This window comes from Spirosoma foliorum, from assembly GCF_014117325.1.
Lineage (GTDB): Bacteria > Bacteroidota > Bacteroidia > Cytophagales > Spirosomataceae > Spirosoma > Spirosoma foliorum.
In genome coordinates, this window is sequence record NZ_CP059732.1 from 4,419,547 (window position 1) to 4,442,849 (window position 23,303).

The window sequence follows — 23,303 nt, forward strand, 5'->3', positions numbered from 1 at the left end:
CAACATATAACTAATAATAATTATCTAGCCCGCCTATTTCCCTAAACTCTGCCTCAAGTCGCTCACATCCATTACGATACTAATCAAAATAGCCGGGTTGTTATGTGTATCCTGCGTCATTCGACCAGAGCCAAGTACATAATGAATGCCTCCATCCTGATGGACTACCCGGTACTCCATTCGAAAGTCTCGGTTTTTGGTTATGCATTCCATACCATAGGCCGTCACTCGTTCGCGATCGTCAGGGTGAATCCGATTAAGCCAGCCACTCTCCGACTTCATTTCCGCATCATCGGCAAACCCAATAATTTCTTTACCTCGCTCATCCCAACTAGTAGCCTGGCTTTCCTGATCCCACTTGCCCAGCCCGGCCATGCTTGTACTGAGCGCAACACGCAACAATTCGTTGGCCTGCGATAATTCGTGCGTACGCTCCTTAATCTGTTTATTAATCTCTTGGGTCGTTTCTTTTTGAAGCTGAATGTCAATCGAACTGCCAATATATCCGATAAATGCTTTCTCCCGATCAAACATCGGTTGCGCATTTTCAAGCATCCAATGGTAGTCGCCATCGTGCCGACGTAAACGGAATTCTGAATTAAAGGGCTTCAATTCCTTTACCGACGCATCATATTTATCCTGATAACCCGATCGGTCGTCAGGGTGCAGGCTATTAATCAGGCCCTGACCCATTGCATCCTCTAGCGTACGGCCGGTATAGGTAAGCCAGCTTTTATTCAGATATATAAAGCGACCATTAACATCGGTCACCCAAATTAGTGTAGGCGCATTATCGGCAATTTGATGAAACCATTCCTCGCGTTCCTCTAGCATACTTTGTGCCTTTCGGTGTTCGGTAATGTCTTCAATAGCAAGCAAAATTGACTCTTGCTGGCGAATGACGCGTCGGGCATTGAGCGACAGAATTCGCTCGCCTGTTTCCGGCGATAAGTAGGTTAACTCAAATCCCTGAAACTGCGTGTCGGAGGTGACAACATCGGTGAGCATAAGCCGCAATTCGGGAATATCCCATTGCCGATGATCCAGTTCGTAGATGAGTCGCCGTGCGGTTGTTTCCTCGCTTAGTTTGAATAATCGATAAAAGGCGGGATTGGCACTCTTTACGCGCAAGTCGGTATCGAGCACCAAAGTAGCCTCACGGATGGTACCAAATATATCTTCGGCAAACTGGTAAGCTTCCGATAACTGGTCATTCCGCACCTGCAACTCCTGGTTTATCGTCAGCAGTTCCTCGTTTGTCGACTCGATTTCTTCTTTACTGCTTTCGAGTTCTTCATTGATGCTTTGCAACTCTTCATTGCTGCTGATGATTTCCTCATTAGCCGATTGTAATTCCTCATTACTGGCCTCCTGTTCTTCAATAATAGAGCGCATATCCTCCCGAAGATTAGCCAGTTCGTTCTCTAACTCTTTAATCCGCCGATTACGGGCGTCGGCCGATCGGTTGATGGGTACAACGGGAGGCTCAACCTCTTCAAAGATGACCAGAAAAAGCCGCTCTTCGGAGGCAGTATCCAACGGAACAGCCTCAATAGCAACATAATGAATCTTGGTTTTTATCCGAATTTCCAATCCGGTCTTGCGCGCAGGCTCGCCCGATTTTTGGGCTTTGTGCACAACGTTCCGTAGTTCAAATACCAATGATGGACGGGCCATCTTAATCAAATTCAGGCTGGCTTTTCCGGGAGCAGGCTCGAGAAATAAACCCGTTGAGCCTCGGAACTGCAAGATTTCCAGATCCTGATTCACAACAACGCTGGCCGGTACGTACTGGCTAAGTAGTAAGTTATCAACTACTTTATCCAGATCAGAAACGGAATGGGCTGGTATGGATCGGTCGTTAACTGAGTTATCGGTCAAGCCTGGCATTTTAGCATATGCCGACTGACGATAAAAGCCTGAATCGCCATCCAGTTGCCGGGGGAACTTATTAAACGTCGCCCGGCTATCGACATCATTTTTGCGCGAGAAAACTTTATAGTTTTTTTCCAGCTGTGAAAATAATGGTGCTGAATTACCTACTGCCTCCGATTTTCCAAGAACCAGATAGCCATTGGCATTCAATGCATAGTGAAACGTCGTGATGGCTTTGCGCTGTAATGTACTGTCCAGATAAATGAGCAGATTTCGGCAGCTAATCAGATCCAGCCGCGAAAATGGTGGATCTTTCAGAAGATTGTGGGGCGCAAAAACACAGAGATCCCGCACCGATTTATTGATTCGGTAGTGGTCATCTACTTTCGTAAAAAAGCGCTGTAAACGCGAGGGCGATACGTCCATCATTTCGCCCCGTGTATAACTCCCGAGCCTAGCTTTGGCCACCGCCGACTCGCTTAAATCCGTGGCAAACAGCTGAATAGTCCGGTTTAAAGCTCGATCGCCAAGTACCTCCAGCAAAAGCATGGCCAGTGAGTAAGCCTCCTGCCCTGTTGAACAGGCGGGCACCCATACACGTATTGGCTCCTGCGCGGGCTTATCGCGGAGTAGTTGAGGCAGTAACACCTTCTGGATGTAATCCATTGTTTCGGGGTCGCGAAAGAAGCTGGTCACATTAATGAGAAGGTCATCATATAGCAAAGAAGCTTCATCCAGATGGTGCCGCAGGTAGTCGGCGTACTGGTGTAGAGAGTCTAACTTATAGAGTAAGACCCGCCGGATAATACGACGCCGGATGGTCGTCATTTTATAATGGCTAAAATCAACACCCGTAGCCCGACGTAGCAATTGAATAATGACTTTCAGGTCTTCGGCGGACTCTTTGCTCATATCAATTAGCAACGATTCACTTGTTTCGGGTTCTACCGTTTCCGGTAAGGTTGTCTGCCGAAAAACGGACGTTTGCTGGCTTAGTCGTTCCAGTTCATGTGCGATATCGGCAGGTGGTAGAACTCGATCTACCACGCCTTCAACAATTGCTGATCGCGGCATGCTCTGAAACAACGCCGACTCGTCCTGAGCAAACGTAATTCCCCCGGCCGATTTGATCGCTCGAAGCCCCAGGGTTCCGTCAGATGCCGTTCCGGATAAGACGATTGCGATGGCCCCCTCTTTCTGCCGCTCAGCCAATGACAGAAAAAACTGATCGATTGGCATATGAATACCCGAACGGGCCTGAATCGGCAATAAGGTCAGAGCCCCATCCAGAACTTCCATACCCTGATTGGGTGGAATAACGTAAAGATGATTAGGCTCTACCTGCATCCGGTGTTGCGCTTCTCGAACGGGCATTGCCGTAGCCTGGCCCAACCTGTCGACCAGGTGGTTTTCCTGAGTTGAGTCCAGGTGCTGAATATAAACGTAGGCGAGCCCGGTAGTAGGCGATAGATGCACCAGTAATTCTAAAATGGCTTCCTGCCCACCAGCAGATGCACCGATAGCAACAATGGGAACAAGAGGAGATGGAGTCGTTGAATCAGGAGGGTTAAGGGTACTATTCTTTTTTGCCATATAGGGTAAGCTCCCTTAACTTAAGAAGCAGTAAGGCAGTTAAAGGATTGGGATACGTTGAGTAATCGTTTTTCTATAAAGGTATAGTTTACGACCAAGATGGCAAAAGAGATCGCGTAGTTCGTGGAGCATTGGCCGGTGGAACCTATCCACTAAACGATTTTTTATACTCTCTCTATCAAGCATTTAGAACCTCTTTCCCTACCGTCCAGCATCGGTATCATAGGGCTTATACCTATACCACAAGTTAGCTTGTGACAGAAGCAACGAAAGTCGGTGAAGAATCTCCCGAGGAAGCTATTCGACGTTTTGGGAAAGCGTCATTCTATTCGAATAATCAAAGAAGCATGTTGCCTGAAGAGACAACAAAGTGGCGTTTGAGCAATTTTGGGGAAGAGCTATGCTCCTTGTAACTTAACCAGTTTTTGCTGCGCTACCTGCTGGCCAGCCTCTGCCTGATTAATGTATTCGCAATAGGTATTGATTAGTGCATTGTAATGATTAATGAGCGTAATCCGGCACGATTCATTCCGAATCACCTGCTCAGCCCGTTCTCGAAGCAGTCCTAATTGATTGACAACTACATTGAATTGAGCGATTCGACCTTCGTAAATCTTTAATTGTTGACAGGTCAATTCGATTTGCCAGTTATTGACTGGCACAACAGCACCAATAGGCTCGTCCAGAATGGCTTCCCATTCGCCCTCCAGCTGGCGGATGGCATCGGAGAACGGTTGACCGTCAAAGACTTCGGGAGGCAATTCAATTCTGCCCTCTTCATCAATAATTTGCGCATTAATAATGGTCTCTCCTTTCAATGTAATCGAACTCAACACATCCAGAGCAACCTCTAGTTCAGGTAACTGGCACCAGAAGTCTCGACGTTTTTCCTGTTTATCAATAGCGACAAAAGATAGAATCATGACAAAACGGTTTAGTGGCAACCATGAATAAGGCCCGAAGAGAGCTGTTCAGGAAAGTGCACCTGAACAAGCAACCGTTTAGCGCTTCAAAAGTTTTTAGAACTTCGCAAAGGGCCATATCGAACTCCCGGATAAGGGTTACCCTTTCATAAATCGTACCAAGCCCGCTTCGACCAGCAGAAAGGCCAATGCCGCCAAAAGGAAATACTTCCACAGGCTTTTGCCTAGATTTTCCTGCTCCAGAACCTGCACAAAATCGCCATCCTGAATGCTGTCGAACACTTCTACATTGGGTTGGTTGGCAAAAGCCTTACGCAACTCATCGGCCGAATAAAAATCCATAGCCGATTCCTCATTGCCGTGATTAAAAGCCAGCAAACGCTCGGTTTTCCCTTCGCTGTTCAGTAACTCATAGTAGCCTGCTTCCACGTCCTGGCCAGCTGCCAATTCGTTACTTTTCGGCATTTCGAGCAAAAGCTGGTTACCCACCACTCGCTGTACCGGAATGATCTCCAGTTTGTCCCGTTTCAGTTTATACACGGAGCGTTCGGATGGATTGCTCACCGGAATTGTAATCAGATTATCATCAAAAGAATAAGCTGTTCGTTGGGCACGCACGCTTAGAGCCGCCATTTTATACATAACTGGCACAAACAGCGCGTGTTCGGCCAGGTTACCGTAAGATGATATCAGTGGACTAGCGAACATGTAAACGTTCCCCGGCGTTGCTCCCCCTACTCTGGACTGAGTCAACAATGGGTTCCCATCGCGTAAGGTCAACAAGCGCTCACCCGCACTCCATCGCCACACGGGGGCGGCAGTCGGCATATTCAGGGGTTCAGATTGGAAACTCTGCTGAAACACATCGCGAAAGTACGGCGTGCGTCGATCAGGATCAGCAATGGGTACAGGAGTTGGAGTAGCTCCCGCAGCCGCCATCACCTGAACACTTCCGATGCCTAACGCCCTTAAAAATGGTTCATACGAAGTCGCATTCGGTATAGCAGGCGGAATAATGGCTAAGCTGCCGCCCTGTTTTACAAAGCGTTCCAGCTCGGTTCGAAGCGTACCATTTATATCGGCAACGCCTTCCAGTAGCACCAAATCCGTTTCTTTTAACTGACCAACATCAAAATTCTGGGCATTGAAGCTCCGACGCACAAACAAACTATCGTTCGAATACACCGCATCGATATAACCCGTTGGTCGGCCTGCCGGAGCCGCCTGCTGCTCATATAAATGCAGCACCCGAACAGCTGGAGACGCTTCAATCACAAAAAAGTACTGGTTGTCGAAAGTGATTGGATAATCTTCAAATACAATCCGCCCCCGGTGGTATCCTTTTGACGTTACATTGAAATTAAGCGAAACGGTTGCCGAACCGCCCGGTGCCAGCACAGCCGACGCGGTAGACGTTTGTGTATCATCCAGGTACAGTCGTATGGGCAGGTTCTTCACATTCTCCCGTCCTGCGTTATTCAATTTCACGTTAATGCTGTTGTTCTGCATTTCGCGAATAAACGGCGTACTAAGCCAGACCGAATCAACATACACATTCTTGGTCGCCTGCGCATCCAGCGGTACAATAAATAGCCGGTCGGTTGTATCAATTTTCAGCCTGGATAAATCGCCAGCGGTACTTTTCTGAAAATCGGAGAACCAGAATAGTTGATTGCGACCACCGGGATTAAGCGAACTCAGCAAATTACGCTGCCGTTTGTAAACGGTTTCGAGGGCACGCGGAGTATGGGCAAAGCGAATAGCCGTAACCCGATCCCGAACCGACTCAGCCGTGCCAGCCTGTTGCTCGGCGGCCGAGAAATCGTTCGGTCAATAATTGAAGCGAGGTCGCATTACGAAATAACGTTAGGAGTTCGTCTAGCTTACTGGTAGCAATATCTAAGTAGCGTTTCGTATTGCGCTCATTCTGCATACTGAATGAGTTATCGACATATAGGCTTGTAACCCCTTGCCGCGACAAACCCAGCTTATTCTTGCTCGGAATAAATGGCTGGGCAAAAGCCAGAACCAGGCACGTCAGGAACAAACAACGACACGCCAGAATGAGCCAGTGCTTTAACCTACGAAACGATTTGGTTTCGGTCTGAACGCTCCGGAGCAGGGCAACATTCGAGAAAAACACCCGCCGTGTCCGACGGAAATTAAACAGGTGAATGGCAATCGGCACCGAAACGGCCAGCAGGCCAAACAAGAAGGAAGGATAAAGGAAATTCATTCAGGCTGAATAGGAAAAGTTAGTTCATTGTCCTTCGTAACTTTTGAGCATTAAGCATCTTCGAAACAACGAATAACTGATAATGATCATTATATCGCTACGCAGTGCACGTAACTGAGTATTTTATAGTTAACGACCTTGTATGGCCCTTTCGTTTCTTTAGTGCCTAAGTTAGTCAGGGATTGTGATTTCGTAAAACGCAGTTTTGGTTTGTAGTACATCGGTATACGTTATTGACCCTTGCTCATTCCCTATTGTCATAAAATCATCGATCGGCGTATGTCCGACAACCTGATGAAAACCAGCTAAATAATCGAATTTAGTCTCCGATCGATCGGCCCAAATTGGTCCACTAAATGGATCATGGCCGCCACGTCTGGCGCTAACCTCAAACAGCAGATTCCGAAGCGGAGACGGCTCACCATAAACTTCATTCAATAATCCGGCCAGATAATAGCCCGGTGTGATCATAAGCGCTTCATTGCCGATTTTTGTCAGAAACCGCATCAGCCATTGATTCGTAATACCTGCATGCGTAAACAAATACGTTCCGTGCTGATAGGCCATTTGAAAGAGGTGATAGTGTTTGTCAAATAAATCAGTCAAAGCCGGTTGCGCCCACGCCCGAAACCCTGAGCAGCGATAGCTGGGAAAATGCAGGTACTGCGCATCATGATTGCCAATTAGCAGGACAAACTTGTCGGGGTTCGACTGTTTTAATTGAATAATATCATTCAGATTCGAGTAAATTATCTCATCGTCAACAATATAACTATCTGTATAATCGCCCAGAAAAATGATCTGGTCGTAACGGGTAAAATCAGCTTCCTTCCAGACTGTCCGTCCATGTAGGTCGCTTATGATCAGAAATTTCATGAACAATCTTTTCTCCACCAGATAAAACCATCCAGCACATAATGGGTCATTTGCGGAAGCGCGAGTAAGGGTACTACCATCGCCAGCACCTACGCGGAAGTATCTGAAACCAGCCAAAAACCGAAGCGTGTTCGCGCCAGGCGAGCCCATCCCACAATCCTTCTTCAAGATAAGCCAGAATGCTGATCAAACTAAAAAAAATAAACCAATTATAGTTTTTTGATATGAAGTAGTGCTTTTGTTGAGGTTTTCACTCGAATGCAGCCTCGGTTGCTGAGCTAAATTAGGACCATGTAGGAAATGCCATGCGATAGAACTACTTACTTATCTATCAGTTAGCGAAAGGAGAGTCAATCTTTTCAGGGCGAGAAAGGCACAAAAAAGCCCCAACTGGTTTTCAGTTGGGGCTGGTTTCTGAACCGGGATTTATGTGATTTGATTGACCGACTTTGATTTTTTATGATTTTGCTTTCATAAAAAGCCGAAGGCTAAAATCAAGGTCGGTCAGTCAAATCACATAAATCCCGGTTCCGATTATAGCGTACGTTTTACTTCTTTCAGTTCGAAGCTTTCGATTACATCACCCACTTCGATGTCATTGAAGTTTTTGATGCTCAAACCACATTCGTAGCCGAACTTCACATCACTAACATCTTCCTTAAAGCGTTTCAGTGCACTGATTTCGCCCGTATGGATAACGATAAAGTCGCGGATAATTCGAATCTTATTGTTTCGCTTGATATTTCCTTCTGTTACGTAACAACCAGCTACTGTACCGATTTTACTAATCTTAAATACCTCACGAACTTCAATATTACCAACGATCACTTCTTCAACAGTTGGCGCCAGTAAGCCTTCCATGGCATCGCGCACCTCGTTGATGGCGTCGTAGATAATTGAGTAGAGACGAATTTCGATCTGCTCCTGCTCAGCCAAACGACGGGCACTTGATGATGGACGTACCTGGAAGCCAACGATAACCGCATCGGATGCAGAGGCCAGCAGTACGTCTGATTCAGAAATCTGACCAACCGCCTTGTGGATGATGTTCACTTGAACCTCTTCCGTAGAAAGTTGAAGCAGCGAATCTGACAGCGCTTCGACCGAACCATCCACGTCACCTTTCACAATCACGTTCAGTTCTTTAAAGGTACCAATCGCTTTCCGGCGACCAATCTCTTCGAGCGTAATGTGCTTGCGCGTCCGTAGGGTTTGCTCACGCAGGAGTTGCTCCCGTTTGTTCGCAATTTCGCGGGCCTCGCGGTCCGTTTCCATTATGTTGAACTTATCGCCCGCCTGTGGTGCACCTGGAAGACCCAGAATCTGAACCGGTGTTGATGGGCCAGCTTCTTTAATCCGCTCACCCCGATCGTTGGTCATTGCCCGAATGCGGCCATAGTGCGCTCCTACGAGCATAATATCACCTTGGCGTAGCGTACCGTTTTCAACCAATACAGTCGATACATATCCCCGACCTTTGTCGAGCGAGGCTTCGATAACTGTACCGAGTGCCCGACGACTTGGGTTAGCTTTCAGTTCAAGAAGCTCGGCTTCGAGCAGAACTTTCTCCAGAAGGTCATCGACACCCAAACCAGATTTCGACGAAATTTCCTGTGCCTGATATTTACCACCCCATTCTTCAACGAGCATGTTCATAGAAGCCAGCTCAGCTCGAATTTTTTCAGCATCGGCACCTGGTTTATCTACTTTCGAGAAAGCAAATACAATAGGTACACCAGCAACTTGGGCGTGGTTGATTGCTTCACGCGTTTGTGGCATGATGCTATCATCGGCAGCAATCACAATAATAACAACGTCCGTTACTTTAGCTCCCCGAGCACGCATGGCCGTAAAGGCTTCGTGACCCGGTGTATCTAAGAATGTAATCATCCGGTCGTCGCTGGTTTTCACGCTATAAGCACCAATGTGCTGCGTAATCCCTCCCGCTTCACCAGCCGCTACTTTAGCGCGACGGATGTAGTCAAGTAACGATGTTTTACCGTGGTCAACGTGACCCATGATGGTTACAATTGGCGCACGAGGTTGTAAGTCATCTGGCTCATCAGCTTCAACATCAATACCGGCTTCGGTTTCGTCTTCAGCTGATATAAATTGAACGTCATAACCAAACTCATCGGCGATAACCGTAATGGCTTCTGCATCCAGACGCTGGTTGATCGAAACGAACATACCAAGGTTCAAACAAACCGAGATAACTTCGTTGATCGACACATCCATCAGCGATGCCAAATCATTTGCCGAGACGAACTCAGTTACTTTCAGGATTTTTGCTTCCAGTTCCTCCTGCTCATTCAACAAACGACGATCCTCTTCGCGCTGGCTCCGACGATCACGTCGGCGGTCGGCACCACGGTTAGGCGTATTGCCCTGCATCCGGGCGTTGGTTTGCTGAATCGCCTTCCGAACATCGGCTTGTGTTGGTGCTTCACGGCGATTTCCACCACCTCGGTTAGCGTTGTTACCTCCGCCACTTCGGTTTTGGCCCTGGCCAGTTCCACCCCGATTGGCGTTATTACCGCCACCGCCTGAGCGATTATTATTGTTGGTATTGTTGCCAGCACCAGCTTGACCTCCACCCCGATTAGCGGTGTTTGCATTCTGATTCTGACCACCGCCCCCGTTGTTACGGTTGCCAGCAGCCTGGTTACGATCCCCTTCACGTGGAGCGCCCTGGCCTTGACCTTGCTGACGATTTCCGTCACGCGGTGCGGTGTTGCCGCCCGTCTGATTACGATCACCTTGCGGACGATCACCAGGGGTACGATTGGCTGGGCCACGGTCGCCTTCACGCGGACCACGGTCATTCCGGTTGTTACCGCCCTGACCTTGTTGACCACCACCTTGGCCTGGCTGTGCTGTGCTACCAACAGCACCTTCACGACCACCACGAATCCGTTTACGTTTTTTCTTATCGGCGTTGCTGTTACCACCCCCTTGACGTGGGTTGTTAACAGGCAATTCAATCTTGCCAAGAATTTTCAGCCCACCAAGTTGATGGCTACCAGCCGCTCGAATGGTTTCCGTTGGGGCTTCCTCTTCGTTATCAGCCGGTTTTGCCTGTGGTGTTTCTGGTTTTGGTTTGACCTCTGCTGGCTTCGGCGCTTCAGTCCGAGCAGCAGGCTTTTGTACCTCAGGGGTAACAGCAGGCTTCGGCGCTTCAACTTTGGGCGCCGGAGTCTCAATTACCTTTGGCTCAACAACAGCTACTGGCGGTGCTGGAACCTCTTTAGGAACTACAGGGGTTTCGACCGGAGCTGGTGCTGCTACCTGAACAGGTGCAACCGGTGCTGGCTTCACCTCAACAGGCGCAACCGGTGCTGGCACTACAGGTTTTACGGCTTCTACCTCTGGCTTAACGACAGGGGCAACTGGTGGTTGCACCACTGCTGGTTTAGGCGTTTCCGTTGCGACAGGTGTCGGTGTAACCGGGGCAACTGTTGGTTTCGGGGTTTCAACTGGTTTCACCTCCTGTGGTGGCGTCACTTTTGCTTGCGGCACAGAGGAAGTAACTCCTGCTGGTTTGGCATTCAAATCAATTTTACCCACAACTTTCAATCCTGGCAAACCGGTCTGAGCAGTTTGTACGATTGGTTTCGACTCTACTGGAGCCGTTGTAGGTACTTCAGCCGGAGCTGATTCTGGTTTGTTTTCGACAATTGGACGTCTCGCGTCATCACGACGGTACAAAACGACATCCTCCTCCTTTGAACGCGGTGGCTCGGCGACCGCAACCGGCGGTTCGGCCCGGCGAGCTCCGTTCAGGAGTTCCGTTGATTTATACTCCTTCGCTAACACCTCCAACTGTTCCATGTTGATTTTGGTGTTAGGATTAATTTCAACCTTAAACCCCTTGGCAGACAGACTACCCGCAACAGAGGATAACCCCTTGTTGAGAATTTTTGCCACTTGGCTTAGGCGCATTGACTTTTCTTCTGCCATACTTCGGTCTATATTCCGCAAATTTAATGGTTGTTGGTATCTTATGAACACCACTTACCACAATAAAAATCCCGCACTTTGATAATGTATAATGAATAATGCAAAATTGATAATGCCTTACAGACCAATTATCCATTTTACATTATTCATTATACATTAATTTTTACTCAAACTCCTGTTTCAAAATATTCACAATTTCTTCAACAGTATCTTCTTCCAAATCGGTTCGGCGAACAAGTTCTTCTTTGCTAAGCGCCAGTACACTCTTGGCTGTGTCGAGACCTACTTTGCGAAGTTCGTTGATCATCCACTCGTCGATTTCATCGGAGAATTCCATCAGATCGACATCCTCATCGTCTTCCTGGCCTTCATTGTCGCGGAATACATCGATTTCCATATCAACCAGTCGGCCAGCCAGTTTGATGTTCTGACCACCCTTACCAATTGCCAACGAAACCTGATCCGGTTTCAGGAATACGGATACACGCTTGGTGTCCCGGTCAATCTGCATCGTGCTAATTTTAGCTGGGCTAAGTGCCCGACTAATCAGCAGTTCGAGATTTTCGGTGTAATTGATCACGTCGATGTTTTCGTTGCCTAACTCACGGACAATGCCATGAATCCGGGAACCCTTCATACCTACGCAGGCACCTACAGGGTCAATCCGATCGTCATACGATTCAACAGCTACTTTTGCCCGTTCGCCTGGCTCCCGAACAATTTTGCGAATTGAAATCAGACCGTCATAAATTTCGGGCACCTCAATTTCAAACAAACGCTCTAAAAATACGGGCGACGTCCGCGACAACACAATTTTGGGTGTTCCGTTGATCATCTCTACCCGGCTAATCACCGCTTTCACGGCTTCACCTTTACGATAGCGATCTTTTGGAATTTGCTCTGTGCGGGGCAAACTCAACTCGTTACTTTCGGAATCAACCAGAATGATTTCGTGCTTCAGTAATTGATAGACTTCAGCACCAACCAAATCACCTACCTGATCTTTATACTTCTGATAAAGGAGCTCTTTTTCCATGTCCTTTATCTTCTGTATAAGCGTCTGGCGGGCAGTTTGAACTACCCGACGGCCGAAATCTTCCAGTTTTACTTCTTCAGCAACCTGTTCGCCTACTTCAAAGTCATCCTGAATTTTACGCGCTTCGGCGAGAGGTATTTTGTCATAATCCCAAATATCTTCGGAGTCATCATCTACGATTTCGCGTGTACGCCACATTTCCAGGTCGCCACTTTCAGCATTGATGATCACATCGAAATTCTCGTCAGTACCATACTTTTTCCGAATCATTGTCCGGAAGACTTCTTCCAGTATGGCGATCATGGTGGGCCGATCAATATTTTTCGACCGAGCGAAATCAGCAAACGATTCGATTAATAGTCCACTGGTCATTTTCTATTCGTAGTTTGTCGTTTGAAGTTTGTTGTTTGAAGTTCGTAGTTGACAGATGCTTCGTGTATTTGTCAACTACGAACTTCAAACAACAAACTTCAAACTATTTAAATGATACTTCTACATTCGCTTTTTTTATCTCCCCGAATGCAATTGGCGTTGGGCCAACTGGTGGTGCCTCGGTAGTTAAATCAGCATCCTTTTTCTTTTTACTCTTCGACTTCTTTTCGGGTTCTATATCCAGCACGATATGATCGTCGGCAACGGATTCCAGCTTACCTTTTCGGGTAGTTCCTTCATTAAGCGTAACAAGTAACTGCCGCCCAACATTACGAACAAACTGCCGCGGAAATGTTAGTGGATAGTCGACGCCCGGTGATGAAACTTCGAGTGTAAACGGGGCTTCACCAAAAAAATTCATTTCATCCATTTGTGTACCCAGCTTGCGGCTGATATTGGCACACTCATCGATGGTAATACCAGCATCACTATCTAACAAAATCGTCACTTTAATGCGACCACCCTGGCGCCCAACTACCTGTACATCAACGATGTAAAGTTGGTCGTTATTCAGATAAGGCTGAAGTAATTCGGTTATTTTTGCTTTGTCGTCCATAAGGTAAGGCTAACAAAAAAGGGAGTGCGACTCCCTTTTTTGATCAATGCCATATGGTTTTTGTGCCACAAAGATAATATGTTTCTGCGTGCATAGCAAGCTCTCAATTTGGACCAGCTCTGTGCATTCCAGTCATTATAGCTTATTTTTGATTTTTTACAAGGTATCTGTCTTGCGCAAAGACGACAGTATGGCAATAAGAATGCAAGTCGGGAAACTCATAGCCTTTTTTTTTCGGTCGCTGTTATGGTCGCTTAACCTGCTTCTGGCATTGTACACCTGCCTGGCCTATTGGCTACTGTATAGCCTACAAACCGAACACTGGCTGGCAGGTATGCTCATGATTTCAATACCCGTTGCCTGGTTTCTAAACTTTATCACTGTTTTTCTGTGGCTTCCCACACGTCCCTGGCGAAGTTGGCTATCTGGCATTACGTTACTGATTGGCATTTTATTATTCGGCTCCCGAACCTTCGTCTGGCACCAGCCTGCTGAATCAGCTAACCAAGGAACTACCCTGAAAGTATTCAGCTATAATGTGCAGTCTTTTGGCGAGATGGAGTACATAGGGCTACCGCAGAGTTCGCCCCGTATTCGACGCACCCTTAATTATATAGTACGCTACGATGCGCCCATTAAGTGTTTTCAGGAATTTTATTCATCAACCAATCTACCCGATTACGACATTGTTGGGCGGTTTCAGAAAGCGGGCTATTCTTATTCTGCTTTTTTATATCCAGAACTGGCTCATGTAGCCAATGGTGATATTGGGGTCGCCATCTTTTCTATTTACCCTATTATCGAGTCTGGGCGCGAATTATTCGAGATGCATAACGGTGTGGTTTGGGCTGATGTAAAAGTGGGTAATGATACCATTCGCATCATCAATGTGCATTTACATTCAATGGGGATTCGGGTGGGTAAGGTGTTGCGTCAAAAACAAATAAAAGGGGTGCAGCATGAAACCAGGGGCGTATTGAGCGCACTCCGGACCGGGTTTATCGACCGAAACGAAGAAGTTCGTAAGGTTGAAGAATATATAAAGAACAGTCCATATCCCGTTATTGTAACCGGCGACTATAACGATACCCCTTATAGTGTGGTCTACGAACGACTGCATCGGATACTACCCAATGCCTTCGAAGAGGCAGGCCGAGGGTTTGGCTTTAGTTATAATCGCCTACCCGGTTTTATACGAATCGACAATCAATTCCACGATCCGAAATTACCCGTTTTAAATTTCGAAACGATCAACTACATCAAGTACTCCGATCATTATCCTATTGTGGGAACGTACTTAGTGAAATGATGTATGAAGTAGGACGTATGATATATGGCGGTGTTTTATAGATCATACATCCTACTTCATACATCATTTACGGGTGTGCATTCACCCACTCTTCTCCATCAAGAAATACTTCTTTTTTCCAGATGGGTACGGTTTGTTTGATGGTATCAATAATATAACGACAAGCCTCAAAGGCATCAGCCCGATGCGCCGTCGATACACCGATTAAAACAGCCATTTCACCAATTTTCAACGTGCCTTTGCGATGGATAATGGCATAGCGTAGAATGGGCCAGCGTTGTTGAGCGGCATCAGCAATCTTCTCCATTTCAGTAATGGCCATGCGATCGTAGGCTTCATACTCAAGCCGATCGACCGGGCGCTCCTGTGTATTATCGCGAACAACACCTAGAAATAAATCAATTGCGCCTGCCTGATCTGATTGTAAATAGACCATAGCTGCAGCAACATCAATAGGATCAGCAGTAATCGTAATCATGGAAATAATGGAAAATGTGTAATGGACAGTTAAGGCTCCTGTGCGGAACAGACAACAGCATGCCTTCTGGATTATCCATTGATCTACCCTCCACTAACGGGGGGGATCAGCGCAATTTCGTCGTTCCGATTCAATAACTGATCAGGCTCAGCATATTCTCCATTGACAGCCACTAACAACGAGCGAATACCAGCTAAAGCAGGAAATTGTTGATGCAACTGACTCAGTAGATCACGAACCTGAGCATCCTGGTTTAGAGAAATCGAAATAGCCGACTGTCCCGTTAAATCGCGGGTTATGCCGAATAAAAGTACTGAAACAGGTAAATCCATAGATTAATGACAACTCAATAATAAAGCTAAATAGAGAACGCTACAACGGTTGATTGAAGTTCGCCTTGGTCCAATAAAAAAGGTGCCACTATTTTTAGCTAGTGGCACCTTTGTAATGTAGAATCGATGTTTATTTCGAATCGTTCATCTTCTTTTCGGCCTTCTTCATTTTCCGATCAGCCTTATCGAGGGCTTTGTCGGTTCCCTCTTTTACGTCTTCTTTGGTATTTTTAGCTGCTTTTGAGACTTTATCGCCTGCTTTATCAGCCTCCCGTCCTATTTTCTTACCCGTTGCTTTAGTCGTTTCTTTTGCCTGATGGGCGGCTTCTTTCGCTTTTTCTTTTGTATCCTGAGCGAATAAAACTGCTGTTGAAAGAACTAGCGTAAAAGCCAGCATCATTATCTTTTTCATGGTCGTTGAGTAACTAGTTTCGTTCTCAACAACACCCTGAACGAGTCAAATGTTTAAGGGGGCAAAAACTTCCGCAGTATGAAGTTCGGCCCTCCTCGTATCTTACTCCTTGTGTTTGAACACTTTAACCTGATATACGTAATCCTGCATCCGCTTAATTTGCTTTTTTCGGGGCAGCTTCGCTAACGTATTTTTCTTGTTCAGGCGCAGCGGCTGACCTCTCAGCGAATCTGGGGGAATATTGTTCAGGGCTTCGAGCAGGAAATTGGTTTTTACCGCAAAACTCACACCCTCCGACGTAGTTTGTTTACCGCTGATAATGCCAATAACATTTCCCTGTTCGTCTAACAACGGGCCTCCTGAGTTACCTGGGTTCACCCCAATAGCAACCTGATAGGCCGTCGAATCGCCCCGATAACCTGTGCCAGAACTCAGATAACCTTCGCCATAAACGATTTCTTCGCGCGGATACCCTAGTGTATAAACGCGTTCGCCAAGGTCAGAAGGGCGAACCTCGAAACCATAAGGAACAGGCGGAAGAGTACGAAATGCACTATCGTCGCAAAGTTGTAAAAATGCCAGGTCGTGCGTTTTATCGGTGTAAACTACGCGAGCTTTATACACCTCACCTTTGGTGCTTTGCACATAAACCGAGTCGGCATCCCGAACAATGTGATTGTTCGTTACAAAATACCCATCGCCAGTTAGTAAAAAGCCCGAACCCGATACTTGGGCCGGATTAATGCTCAAGCCACGCCCCCGGCCATTCAAATCACTCTGCATTTTACGCTGATATGATTTAACTGCCTGAATCTCTTTACTTAACTGACTATATTGTTGTTCTTGCTGATGGCTTTGCTGATAGGAACGATATAGGAAAATTGAGCCGAACGTAGTTATAATAGCGGCCGATGCGGCTACTGCCAATGTGGTACGGTAAGCATGCCACATATTACGAACTTTTCCAGGCTGCTCCGCTTCAGACTGATAAGCATCAGCTTCACGGCGCATCGCGTTCATATCAACTCCGGCCTGAATTTTCGCTAACCGTTGCTTGAACCGAATTCGTTCGCCATAAGCCCGGAGCGCGTTCTCAATGTCTTTTTCCTCGTTCATCTCTGTAAAGAGTTGTAGAGTTATAATGTTGAAAAGGTATATAGTTTTTCCATTGGAGCCACACTCTACAACTACATGACTTCATAACTATATAACTTTCACTGTTTGTACTCCGAAAAGAAGAGTCGCTTCAGGCGCATCAGGCATTTATACTTCTGCGTCTTGGCGTTATCGGCATTGGTATAGCCAAACTTTTCGGTAATCTCCTGCATACTCAGATGCTGGATGTAAAAATCATCTAATAACGTCCGACAAGGCTCACCAAGCCGGTCGAGTGAGTCAGCCATCAGGTCAAATTGCCGATCACGCTCTTCATGATCAGCCAGATCATCGTTCAGGTTGTCGACTGCCAGTTCATTCGAAACCGGAGTTTCCACATCACGCACGACAAATCGATTTCGCTGAGCCAGCTGTTTGAGCCACAACCGTCTGCCTATCGAATACAAGTAGGTTTTCAATTGGCAATGCAACTCCAACGAACCACTTCTCACCTTCTCATACAGCACAATTAACGACTCCTGGTAAATATCCTTGGCATCATCTTCGCTCCCATTGTTACTGGTTACAAAGTGAAGTACCATCGGAAAGTACCGGCGGTATAACTGCGTCAAGGCGCTGTCGGAGCCACTGGCTAAACCCGTAAGCAACTCCTCATCCGTTAATATGGGCTGCCTACCTTCCTTCATTGAGTCGAGTCATTACTTAATACAAAAGTGGCTGAAACGTAACCCAAAAAAAATTTAAAAAATATTGGGTTACCTTTTTCTCTATGGAGTATTAACACTGACATTAATCAGTAATCACTTAAACGAAAACATTTCCAAAACTATGAAAGCAATCACGAAATCCGCCTTCTTTTTCATGGCTATGATCGCCCTGGCTACGTCTTGCAGCTCGAAAAAGACCGAAACCACCGAAACGACCACCACCGCGACGACAGATTCTTCTTCGACGATGGCTACGGATTCGACGATGGCTACGGATTCTGCTTCGACGATGTCTGCTGATAGCGCGAAGTAATTTTTTGCTAAGGCACAACTGCCGGTAAATTTTGCCGACACCGCTATAACGATATAAGAGCCTCTTGATTCGTCAGGAGGCTTTTTTATTGTTTCAGGTTCAATGCTTCAAGCTCCTTCCTGCAAACTTGGAACCTGAAACAATATTTTCACATCAACAATCCCTTCAACACATTCATTTCGCCAGTTGGAGCTGCCCGTTCGTACAAAATGTTGTAAACGGCATTTGTAATGGGCATATCGACTCCAAATTTCCGATTGATTTCATAAATGCTCTTAACAGCATAGTATCCCTCGGCAATCATATTCATTTCTGCCTGAGCTGATTGAATGGTATACCCCCGCCCAATTAAGGTACCAAATGTACGATTTCGGCTAAAAGGTGAGTAGGCCGTTACGAGTAAGTCGCCGAGATAGGCCGAGCCACTTAGGTCACGATGTTTGGGATAAATGGCATCGACAAACCGTTTGATTTCCTGCATGGCATTAGATACTAACACGGCCTGAAAATTATCGCCATAGCCTAGCCCGCGCGTGATACCACAAGCCAGCGCAATGATATTTTTCATAACAGCGCTGTACTCAATTCCATAAATATCATCCACAGGCGTTGTTTGCACAAAGCGGCATCGTAGTAAGTTGGCAACGCGTTCTGCACAGGTGGGATCTTGCGAAGCAATGGTTAAATAAGACTGCTTTTCAAGAGCGACCTCTTCTGCGTGGCAGGGGCCAGCAATGACCGCCATCTGGCCGGTTGGCACGTTATATTGTTCACTAACCCAATCGGTTACTAATTGATTGGCACCCGGAATCATGCCTTTAATGGCCGATACGACCGACTTTTCGGCAAAATGTTCTGGTTTCAGACCTGTAAGCGCATCCCCTATAAAAGCCGCCGGTACCGCCAGAATAATATACTCACTATCCCGAAAAGCCTCCCGAATTTTCGTACAAACCTTTACTTTACGGGTGTTGATCTGCACATCACTCAGGTAACTGGGGTTGTGCCCGAATTTCTTGATGTGTTCCGCGTCAGACGATTTGCGAAGCCACCATTTAACGCTGACGTTATTTTCGGAGAGAATTTTGACGAGTGCAGTGGCCCAGCTTCCTCCTCCTACCATTGTCAGCCGAATGGGTTGAGTTACTTTCATAAGGCAAAGTAAGGAAGAAAGGCGGAGAGTCGGTACAGTCTCTATTGGTTGTCGGTTCGGTTGGTGCTGGTCTTAAAAGGAATAGCTGAATGAAACCTATTAAATGGCATCTGCTTACCGAAGACTAAGTTGTGTGGCTTATGAGACGGTAGTTCATCAGGCTGGTGGCTATTTTTTGCATATTTACTCACGTACTATCGTCGATAGTCTTCTAAACCTGCCACTTACACGATCATGGAGCTATTTCTGCTTGTACTGTTATTGATATTGGTTGTTGTTGGAAATAAACAGTTTAGCGCCGTTAAAGACGCTGTTAATCTCCAGAATACGGTAATAAGCCAGTTACGTGCTGAATTACTGGCGTTTCAGAAAGAGCTACGTAGTCGACCTGCTTCAGTAGCTGAACAACCAATTGAGCCTATCGTTGAACAGGCCCCAGTAGCGGTTGTCGTACCACTCACGCCACCGATAATAGAGCCAACTACAGAACCCGAACCACAGCCTATTCTCGCGACGGAACCGGTAGCCATACACGAAATATCACCTCAATCTGAGCCCGTTCCCGTTCAGACAGCTGCCTCCGAACCCGCTGTTCAACCAACTCCGAAACCTTCATTTTTCCAGCGTTTCCTCGCCGAAAACCCAGATCTCGAAAAATTTATTGGCGAAAATCTCATCAACAAAATTGGGATCGCGATTCTGGTGGCTGGTATTGGGTACTTCGTAAAATTTGCCATCGATCAGCATTGGATCAATGAAATTGGTCGAGTATTCATTGGTGTTCTGGCGGGCGGATTATTGTTGGGAATCGCCCATCGAATTCGGAACACATTTACAGCCTTTAGTTCGGTGTTGGTGGCGGGTGGCCTGTCTGTACTTTATTTCACGATTGCCATTGCTTTTTCTGACTACAAGATTTTTAGTCAAACAGCCGCTTTTCTGATCATGATCGTGATAACAGGCTTTGCTGTTCTGTTGTCCATTAGCTATAACCGTTCAGAATTGGCTGTAATGTCGCTCATTGGTGGGTTTGCCACGCCTTTTATGGTAAGCTCTGGCGACGGAAACTATGTTGTGCTCCTTACCTATATCCTCATTTTAGACTGCGGAATGCTGGTGCTGGCCTATTTCAAGAAGTGGACGATTGTTCATTTTGTGGCTTACGGGTTCACCGTATTACTCTATAGTCTATTTCTGGGCGGAGAAATTCAGGGACAAGCGAATGCACCTTATGCTGGTGGATTGATCTTCGCCACGCTATTCTACGCTGTTTTTATGGCGATGAACCTGATTTATAACCTAAAACAACAAGCTAAATTTTCGGCGGTGGAGATTAGCCTGCTCTTGAGCAATACGGCTTTTTATTACGCAGCCGGTATGTATCTTCTGGCGCATGTGAATCAGGGTGCTTATCAGGGGCTGTTTACGGCCGGACTAGCCGTTGTCAATTTTGGTCTCGCCACTTTCCTCTATCGACGCGAGGCAATTGATCGCACACTGATTTATTTGTTAATCGGCCTGGTCGTTACATTTGCCAGCCTGACAATTCCGGTCCAACTAGATGGCAATTTCATCACCATGTTCTGGGCGCTGGAGGCTGTCCTGTTACTATGGTTAGCCCAGCGATCTGGCTTAGCGATGCTGGCAACTGCGTCTATACTTGTTATGGGCCTGATGCTTATTAGTTTGCTAATGGACTGGACGACGCTTTATCTGGATGAAACAACTCCCCTACTTCGGATCGTATTCAACAAAGCATTTGTCACCAGCCTGATTGCTATTAGTAGTCTGGTAACAACCCATCGATTACTCCAAAGCCAGCGTTCGCCATTTCAATTCTGGTTAGGTCAATTGAGTGTAACCACGTACCAATACGTCATCAGCTACCTGACGATTATTCTCGTTTATTTTTCAGGTGTATGTGAGCTTGATTATCAGGCCACTCATGCGTTTGGGTTCGATGCCAACCGCAAGGTTCTATTGGGAACGTATAATTTACTCTTTGCTGTAGGTTTGTTACTAATTGCCCGTCGAGACACGTTACGGAGCAGTTTACTGCAGGCTTCTGGATTCGGGGTTAGTCTTCTAATCTTATTCGTAATTTATTTTGATCCAGCCCTACATGATTCGTTAGCCGCTTATTTTCAGGGAGATGACGCCAGCCTTATTGGTTTCCCAGTCCATTACCTAAGCCTACTTTGTGTCATTGGCCTGCTAGTTCTGTTAAATACACTTCGGCCCCAGTTAGAACCACTTCCCTCGTTTGTTAGGCATATCTGGCCCTGGTTTATGGGATTCGTGTTGGTCTATACGGCCAGTTCGGAATTGTATGCGCATGTGGTGTATTTCCATTTTTCAGGAACGATTATACCGACGTCGAACACGCAAAAAATTGATGTCTATACCGAATATTATGCGCTGTTGGAACAAATCAACAAAGTAGGCTTACCGATTTTGTGGGGCATTTGCGCGTTTGTCTTTATGTATCTGGGGTTCAGGCTCAAGAATCGTCAGTTTCGTATCATCTCACTGAGCCTATTCGCCTTAACGCTCCTGAAGCTGTTCCTTCATGACCTTAATGGTATTTCAGAAGGTGGACGAATCGCAGCCTTTATTTCTCTGGGAGTGCTGCTGCTCCTTATTTCGTTTATGTATCAACGTATCAAACGATTGATTCTTGACGTCGATTCCACACAATCCACTCCTGAAGAACTATGACTAAACGAATCTGCCTCTTACTATCAGGCTTGCTGATATCAATAGCTGGGCAAGCGCAATCATTCCGGTTTCAGGCTTTGGTCAATCCTGTTCAGCAGTCAGGTTTTCAGCGAATTCTGTTGCCGCCTGATGTAGTTGGCCATTTAAATGCCAACCTGACCGATATCCGGCTTTATGACGATCAACATCAGGAAACCCCTTACCAACTGATCCGGGAACAGCCCACCTCAAAAGTACCTTTTACCGACTATGAGCTGGTCAGTAAACAATCACGCCCAAATGTGTCGACGATACTAGTAATTCGAAACCAAACAAAACGACCTATTAATGTACTGGAGCTTGCCATCAAGAATACGAATGTGCGTAAAAAGGTCCAGCTAAGTGGCAGTTCGGATGCGAAAAGCTGGTATGGCATCGACGACGATATTTGGATAAGCCCAAGTCAGAATTCGACGACAACAATACAGATGAAGCAAATTAGCTTCCCGTTGAGCGATTACACGTATTACAAGCTGATAATCAACGATTCTCTCAGTACTCCGTTAAATATTCTGCGAATCGGCTACTATCAGTCAGTAGTTTCTTCGGGCGCTTACACAGCTATTCCAAACTTGTCGTTTGCCCAACGCGACAGTAGCGACCGACACTCATATATTCGTCTGACGCCTGCAAAGAGTGCCCGATTTGATAAGCTTACAATTTTCGTTAAAGCCACTGCTCCTTTCCGTCGTCAGGCCAGTATTGGGCAGTTTCGCTCCCGCAAGATAAAGCGTGGTCGTATTGACCATTGGTTCGAGGTCATTCGAACGTTTGACTTGAGTTCAGTCGATAGTAACGAGGTAGATATTCCTGGTATAAAAGCTAACGATTTGTTTCTCGTCATAGCCAACGATGATAACCCTCCACTCGTTATTCAGGACGTTCGGGCATATCAGTTAACGACCTATCTGCTGGCGAATCTAACGGCTGGGCAATCCTATCAGCTTTATCTCTCAGCAGACAACATGGCTGATCCAATTTATGATCTGACCCCGTTTAAGCCGATTACCCCTGCTAGTCAGCCTGTTATTAACGTTGGCCCTTTGAGGCCAATTGATTCCAATCATCAACAACCGGGTTCATTTTTCACCGATAGTCGAATTATCTGGCCTGCTCTCGGTTTGGTCTTGCTGCTATTGGGCGTAATGTCGTATCGGATGCTCCGGGAGATGGGCGCTCATCAGTCAAATTCATAGAATAATTCTTAAACAATTTATCCTTGCAAATTATAAGTTTAGT

At 46.4% G+C, this 23,303-nt stretch carries 16 protein-coding genes and 1 pseudogene; 3 read left to right on the forward strand and 14 right to left on the reverse strand.

The genetic code is table 11. From position 1 onward, the window contains the following. Positions 1-33: 33 nt before the first annotated feature. The 7 genes and pseudogenes from H3H32_RS18830 to rimP all read right to left on the reverse strand — a co-directional run bounded on the left by H3H32_RS18830 (position 34) and on the right by rimP (position 13,487). Entirely contained in the window at positions 34-3,468 is a 3,435-nt protein-coding gene (locus H3H32_RS18830) for a CheR family methyltransferase (protein WP_182464190.1), read from the reverse strand. A 398-nt stretch (positions 3,469-3,866) separates the two neighbouring features. Continuing rightward, positions 3,867-4,391, reverse strand: coding sequence for a hypothetical protein (locus H3H32_RS18835; RefSeq protein WP_182464191.1), 525 nt, complete (start codon positions 4,389-4,391; stop codon positions 3,867-3,869). Between the two features lie 138 nt (positions 4,392-4,529). After that, positions 4,530-6,627 (reverse strand): annotated as a pseudogene (locus tag H3H32_RS18840) (BatA domain-containing protein). A gap of 171 nt (positions 6,628-6,798) precedes the next feature. Beyond that, positions 6,799-7,671: a metallophosphoesterase gene (locus H3H32_RS18845; protein WP_240543816.1), complete on the reverse strand. Its 873-nt coding sequence runs from the start codon at positions 7,669-7,671 to the stop codon at positions 6,799-6,801. Positions 7,672-8,037: 366 nt separating this feature from the next. After that, positions 8,038-11,463 carry a translation initiation factor IF-2 gene (gene infB / locus H3H32_RS18850; RefSeq protein WP_182457130.1) on the reverse strand — a complete coding sequence of 1,142 codons (3,426 nt, stop codon included), beginning with the start codon at positions 11,461-11,463 and terminating at the stop codon, positions 8,038-8,040. A gap of 163 nt (positions 11,464-11,626) precedes the next feature. Further along, positions 11,627-12,871 carry a transcription termination factor NusA gene (nusA, locus tag H3H32_RS18855; protein WP_182457131.1) on the reverse strand — a complete coding sequence of 415 codons (1,245 nt, stop codon included), beginning with the start codon at positions 12,869-12,871 and terminating at the stop codon, positions 11,627-11,629. Positions 12,872-12,974: 103 nt separating this feature from the next. Next, positions 12,975-13,487 (reverse strand): ribosome maturation factor RimP, encoded by a 513-nt coding sequence (gene rimP, locus H3H32_RS18860; RefSeq protein WP_182457132.1) that lies wholly within the window; start codon positions 13,485-13,487, stop codon positions 12,975-12,977. Between the two features lie 190 nt (positions 13,488-13,677). Between rimP and H3H32_RS18865 the strand changes: the two genes are divergently transcribed. Beyond that, positions 13,678-14,796 (forward strand): endonuclease/exonuclease/phosphatase family protein, encoded by a 1,119-nt coding sequence (locus tag H3H32_RS18865; RefSeq protein ID WP_182457133.1) that lies wholly within the window; start codon positions 13,678-13,680, stop codon positions 14,794-14,796. A gap of 67 nt (positions 14,797-14,863) precedes the next feature. On the opposite strand, the gene H3H32_RS18870 is transcribed toward H3H32_RS18865, so the two are convergent. The 7 genes from H3H32_RS18870 to H3H32_RS18900 all read right to left on the reverse strand — a co-directional run bounded on the left by H3H32_RS18870 (position 14,864) and on the right by H3H32_RS18900 (position 19,307). Next, entirely contained in the window at positions 14,864-15,274 is a 411-nt protein-coding gene (locus H3H32_RS18870; protein WP_182457134.1) for a molybdenum cofactor biosynthesis protein MoaE, read from the reverse strand. A gap of 83 nt (positions 15,275-15,357) precedes the next feature. Beyond that, the gene (gene moaD / locus H3H32_RS18875; RefSeq protein WP_182457135.1) at positions 15,358-15,606 is read right to left on the reverse strand and encodes a molybdopterin converting factor subunit 1; all 249 of its coding nucleotides are present in this window, start codon (positions 15,604-15,606) and stop codon (positions 15,358-15,360) included. A 130-nt stretch (positions 15,607-15,736) separates the two neighbouring features. After that, positions 15,737-16,018: a hypothetical protein gene (locus H3H32_RS18880; protein WP_182457136.1), complete on the reverse strand. Its 282-nt coding sequence runs from the start codon at positions 16,016-16,018 to the stop codon at positions 15,737-15,739. 102 nt (positions 16,019-16,120) lie between these two features. Beyond that, the gene (locus H3H32_RS18885; protein ID WP_182457137.1) at positions 16,121-17,134 is read right to left on the reverse strand and encodes a S1C family serine protease; all 1,014 of its coding nucleotides are present in this window, start codon (positions 17,132-17,134) and stop codon (positions 16,121-16,123) included. 98 nt (positions 17,135-17,232) lie between these two features. After that, positions 17,233-17,820 carry an RNA polymerase sigma factor gene (locus H3H32_RS18890; RefSeq protein ID WP_182457138.1) on the reverse strand — a complete coding sequence of 196 codons (588 nt, stop codon included), beginning with the start codon at positions 17,818-17,820 and terminating at the stop codon, positions 17,233-17,235. Positions 17,821-17,934: 114 nt separating this feature from the next. Beyond that, positions 17,935-18,195: a hypothetical protein gene (locus H3H32_RS18895; RefSeq protein WP_240543407.1), complete on the reverse strand. Its 261-nt coding sequence runs from the start codon at positions 18,193-18,195 to the stop codon at positions 17,935-17,937. Positions 18,196-18,302: 107 nt separating this feature from the next. Further along, a complete protein-coding gene (locus H3H32_RS18900; RefSeq protein ID WP_182457139.1) occupies positions 18,303-19,307 on the reverse strand; it encodes an NAD(P)H-dependent glycerol-3-phosphate dehydrogenase in 1,005 nt (334 codons plus the stop codon). 234 nt (positions 19,308-19,541) lie between these two features. Between H3H32_RS18900 and H3H32_RS18905 the strand changes: the two genes are divergently transcribed. Further along, positions 19,542-22,025, forward strand: a complete 2,484-nt coding sequence (locus H3H32_RS18905) for a DUF2339 domain-containing protein (protein ID WP_182457140.1) — start codon at positions 19,542-19,544, stop codon at positions 22,023-22,025. Then, positions 22,022-23,260, forward strand: a complete 1,239-nt coding sequence (locus H3H32_RS18910; RefSeq protein WP_182457141.1) for a hypothetical protein — start codon at positions 22,022-22,024, stop codon at positions 23,258-23,260. Before H3H32_RS18905 ends, H3H32_RS18910 begins: the two co-directional genes overlap by 4 nt. The last annotated feature ends 43 nt before the right edge of the window (positions 23,261-23,303 follow it).

Coding starts and splice junctions, on each gene's coding strand:
- H3H32_RS18830 (WP_182464190.1), bottom strand. CDS start 3,468: ATGGCAAAAAAGAATAGTACCCTTAACCCTCCTGATTCAACGACTCCA.
- H3H32_RS18835 (WP_182464191.1), bottom strand. CDS start 4,391: ATGATTCTATCTTTTGTCGCTATTGATAAACAGGAAAAACGTCGAGAC.
- infB (WP_182457130.1), bottom strand. CDS start 11,463: ATGGCAGAAGAAAAGTCAATGCGCCTAAGCCAAGTGGCAAAAATTCTC.
- nusA (WP_182457131.1), bottom strand. CDS start 12,871: ATGACCAGTGGACTATTAATCGAATCGTTTGCTGATTTCGCTCGGTCG.
- rimP (WP_182457132.1), bottom strand. CDS start 13,487: ATGGACGACAAAGCAAAAATAACCGAATTACTTCAGCCTTATCTGAAT.
- H3H32_RS18865 (WP_182457133.1), top strand. CDS start 13,678: ATGGCAATAAGAATGCAAGTCGGGAAACTCATAGCCTTTTTTTTTCGG.
- H3H32_RS18870 (WP_182457134.1), bottom strand. CDS start 15,274: ATGATTACGATTACTGCTGATCCTATTGATGTTGCTGCAGCTATGGTC.
- moaD (WP_182457135.1), bottom strand. CDS start 15,606: ATGGATTTACCTGTTTCAGTACTTTTATTCGGCATAACCCGCGATTTA.
- H3H32_RS18880 (WP_182457136.1), bottom strand. CDS start 16,018: ATGAAAAAGATAATGATGCTGGCTTTTACGCTAGTTCTTTCAACAGCA.
- H3H32_RS18885 (WP_182457137.1), bottom strand. CDS start 17,134: ATGAACGAGGAAAAAGACATTGAGAACGCGCTCCGGGCTTATGGCGAA.
- H3H32_RS18890 (WP_182457138.1), bottom strand. CDS start 17,820: ATGAAGGAAGGTAGGCAGCCCATATTAACGGATGAGGAGTTGCTTACG.
- H3H32_RS18900 (WP_182457139.1), bottom strand. CDS start 19,307: ATGAAAGTAACTCAACCCATTCGGCTGACAATGGTAGGAGGAGGAAGC.
- H3H32_RS18905 (WP_182457140.1), top strand. CDS start 19,542: ATGGAGCTATTTCTGCTTGTACTGTTATTGATATTGGTTGTTGTTGGA.
- H3H32_RS18910 (WP_182457141.1), top strand. CDS start 22,022: ATGACTAAACGAATCTGCCTCTTACTATCAGGCTTGCTGATATCAATA.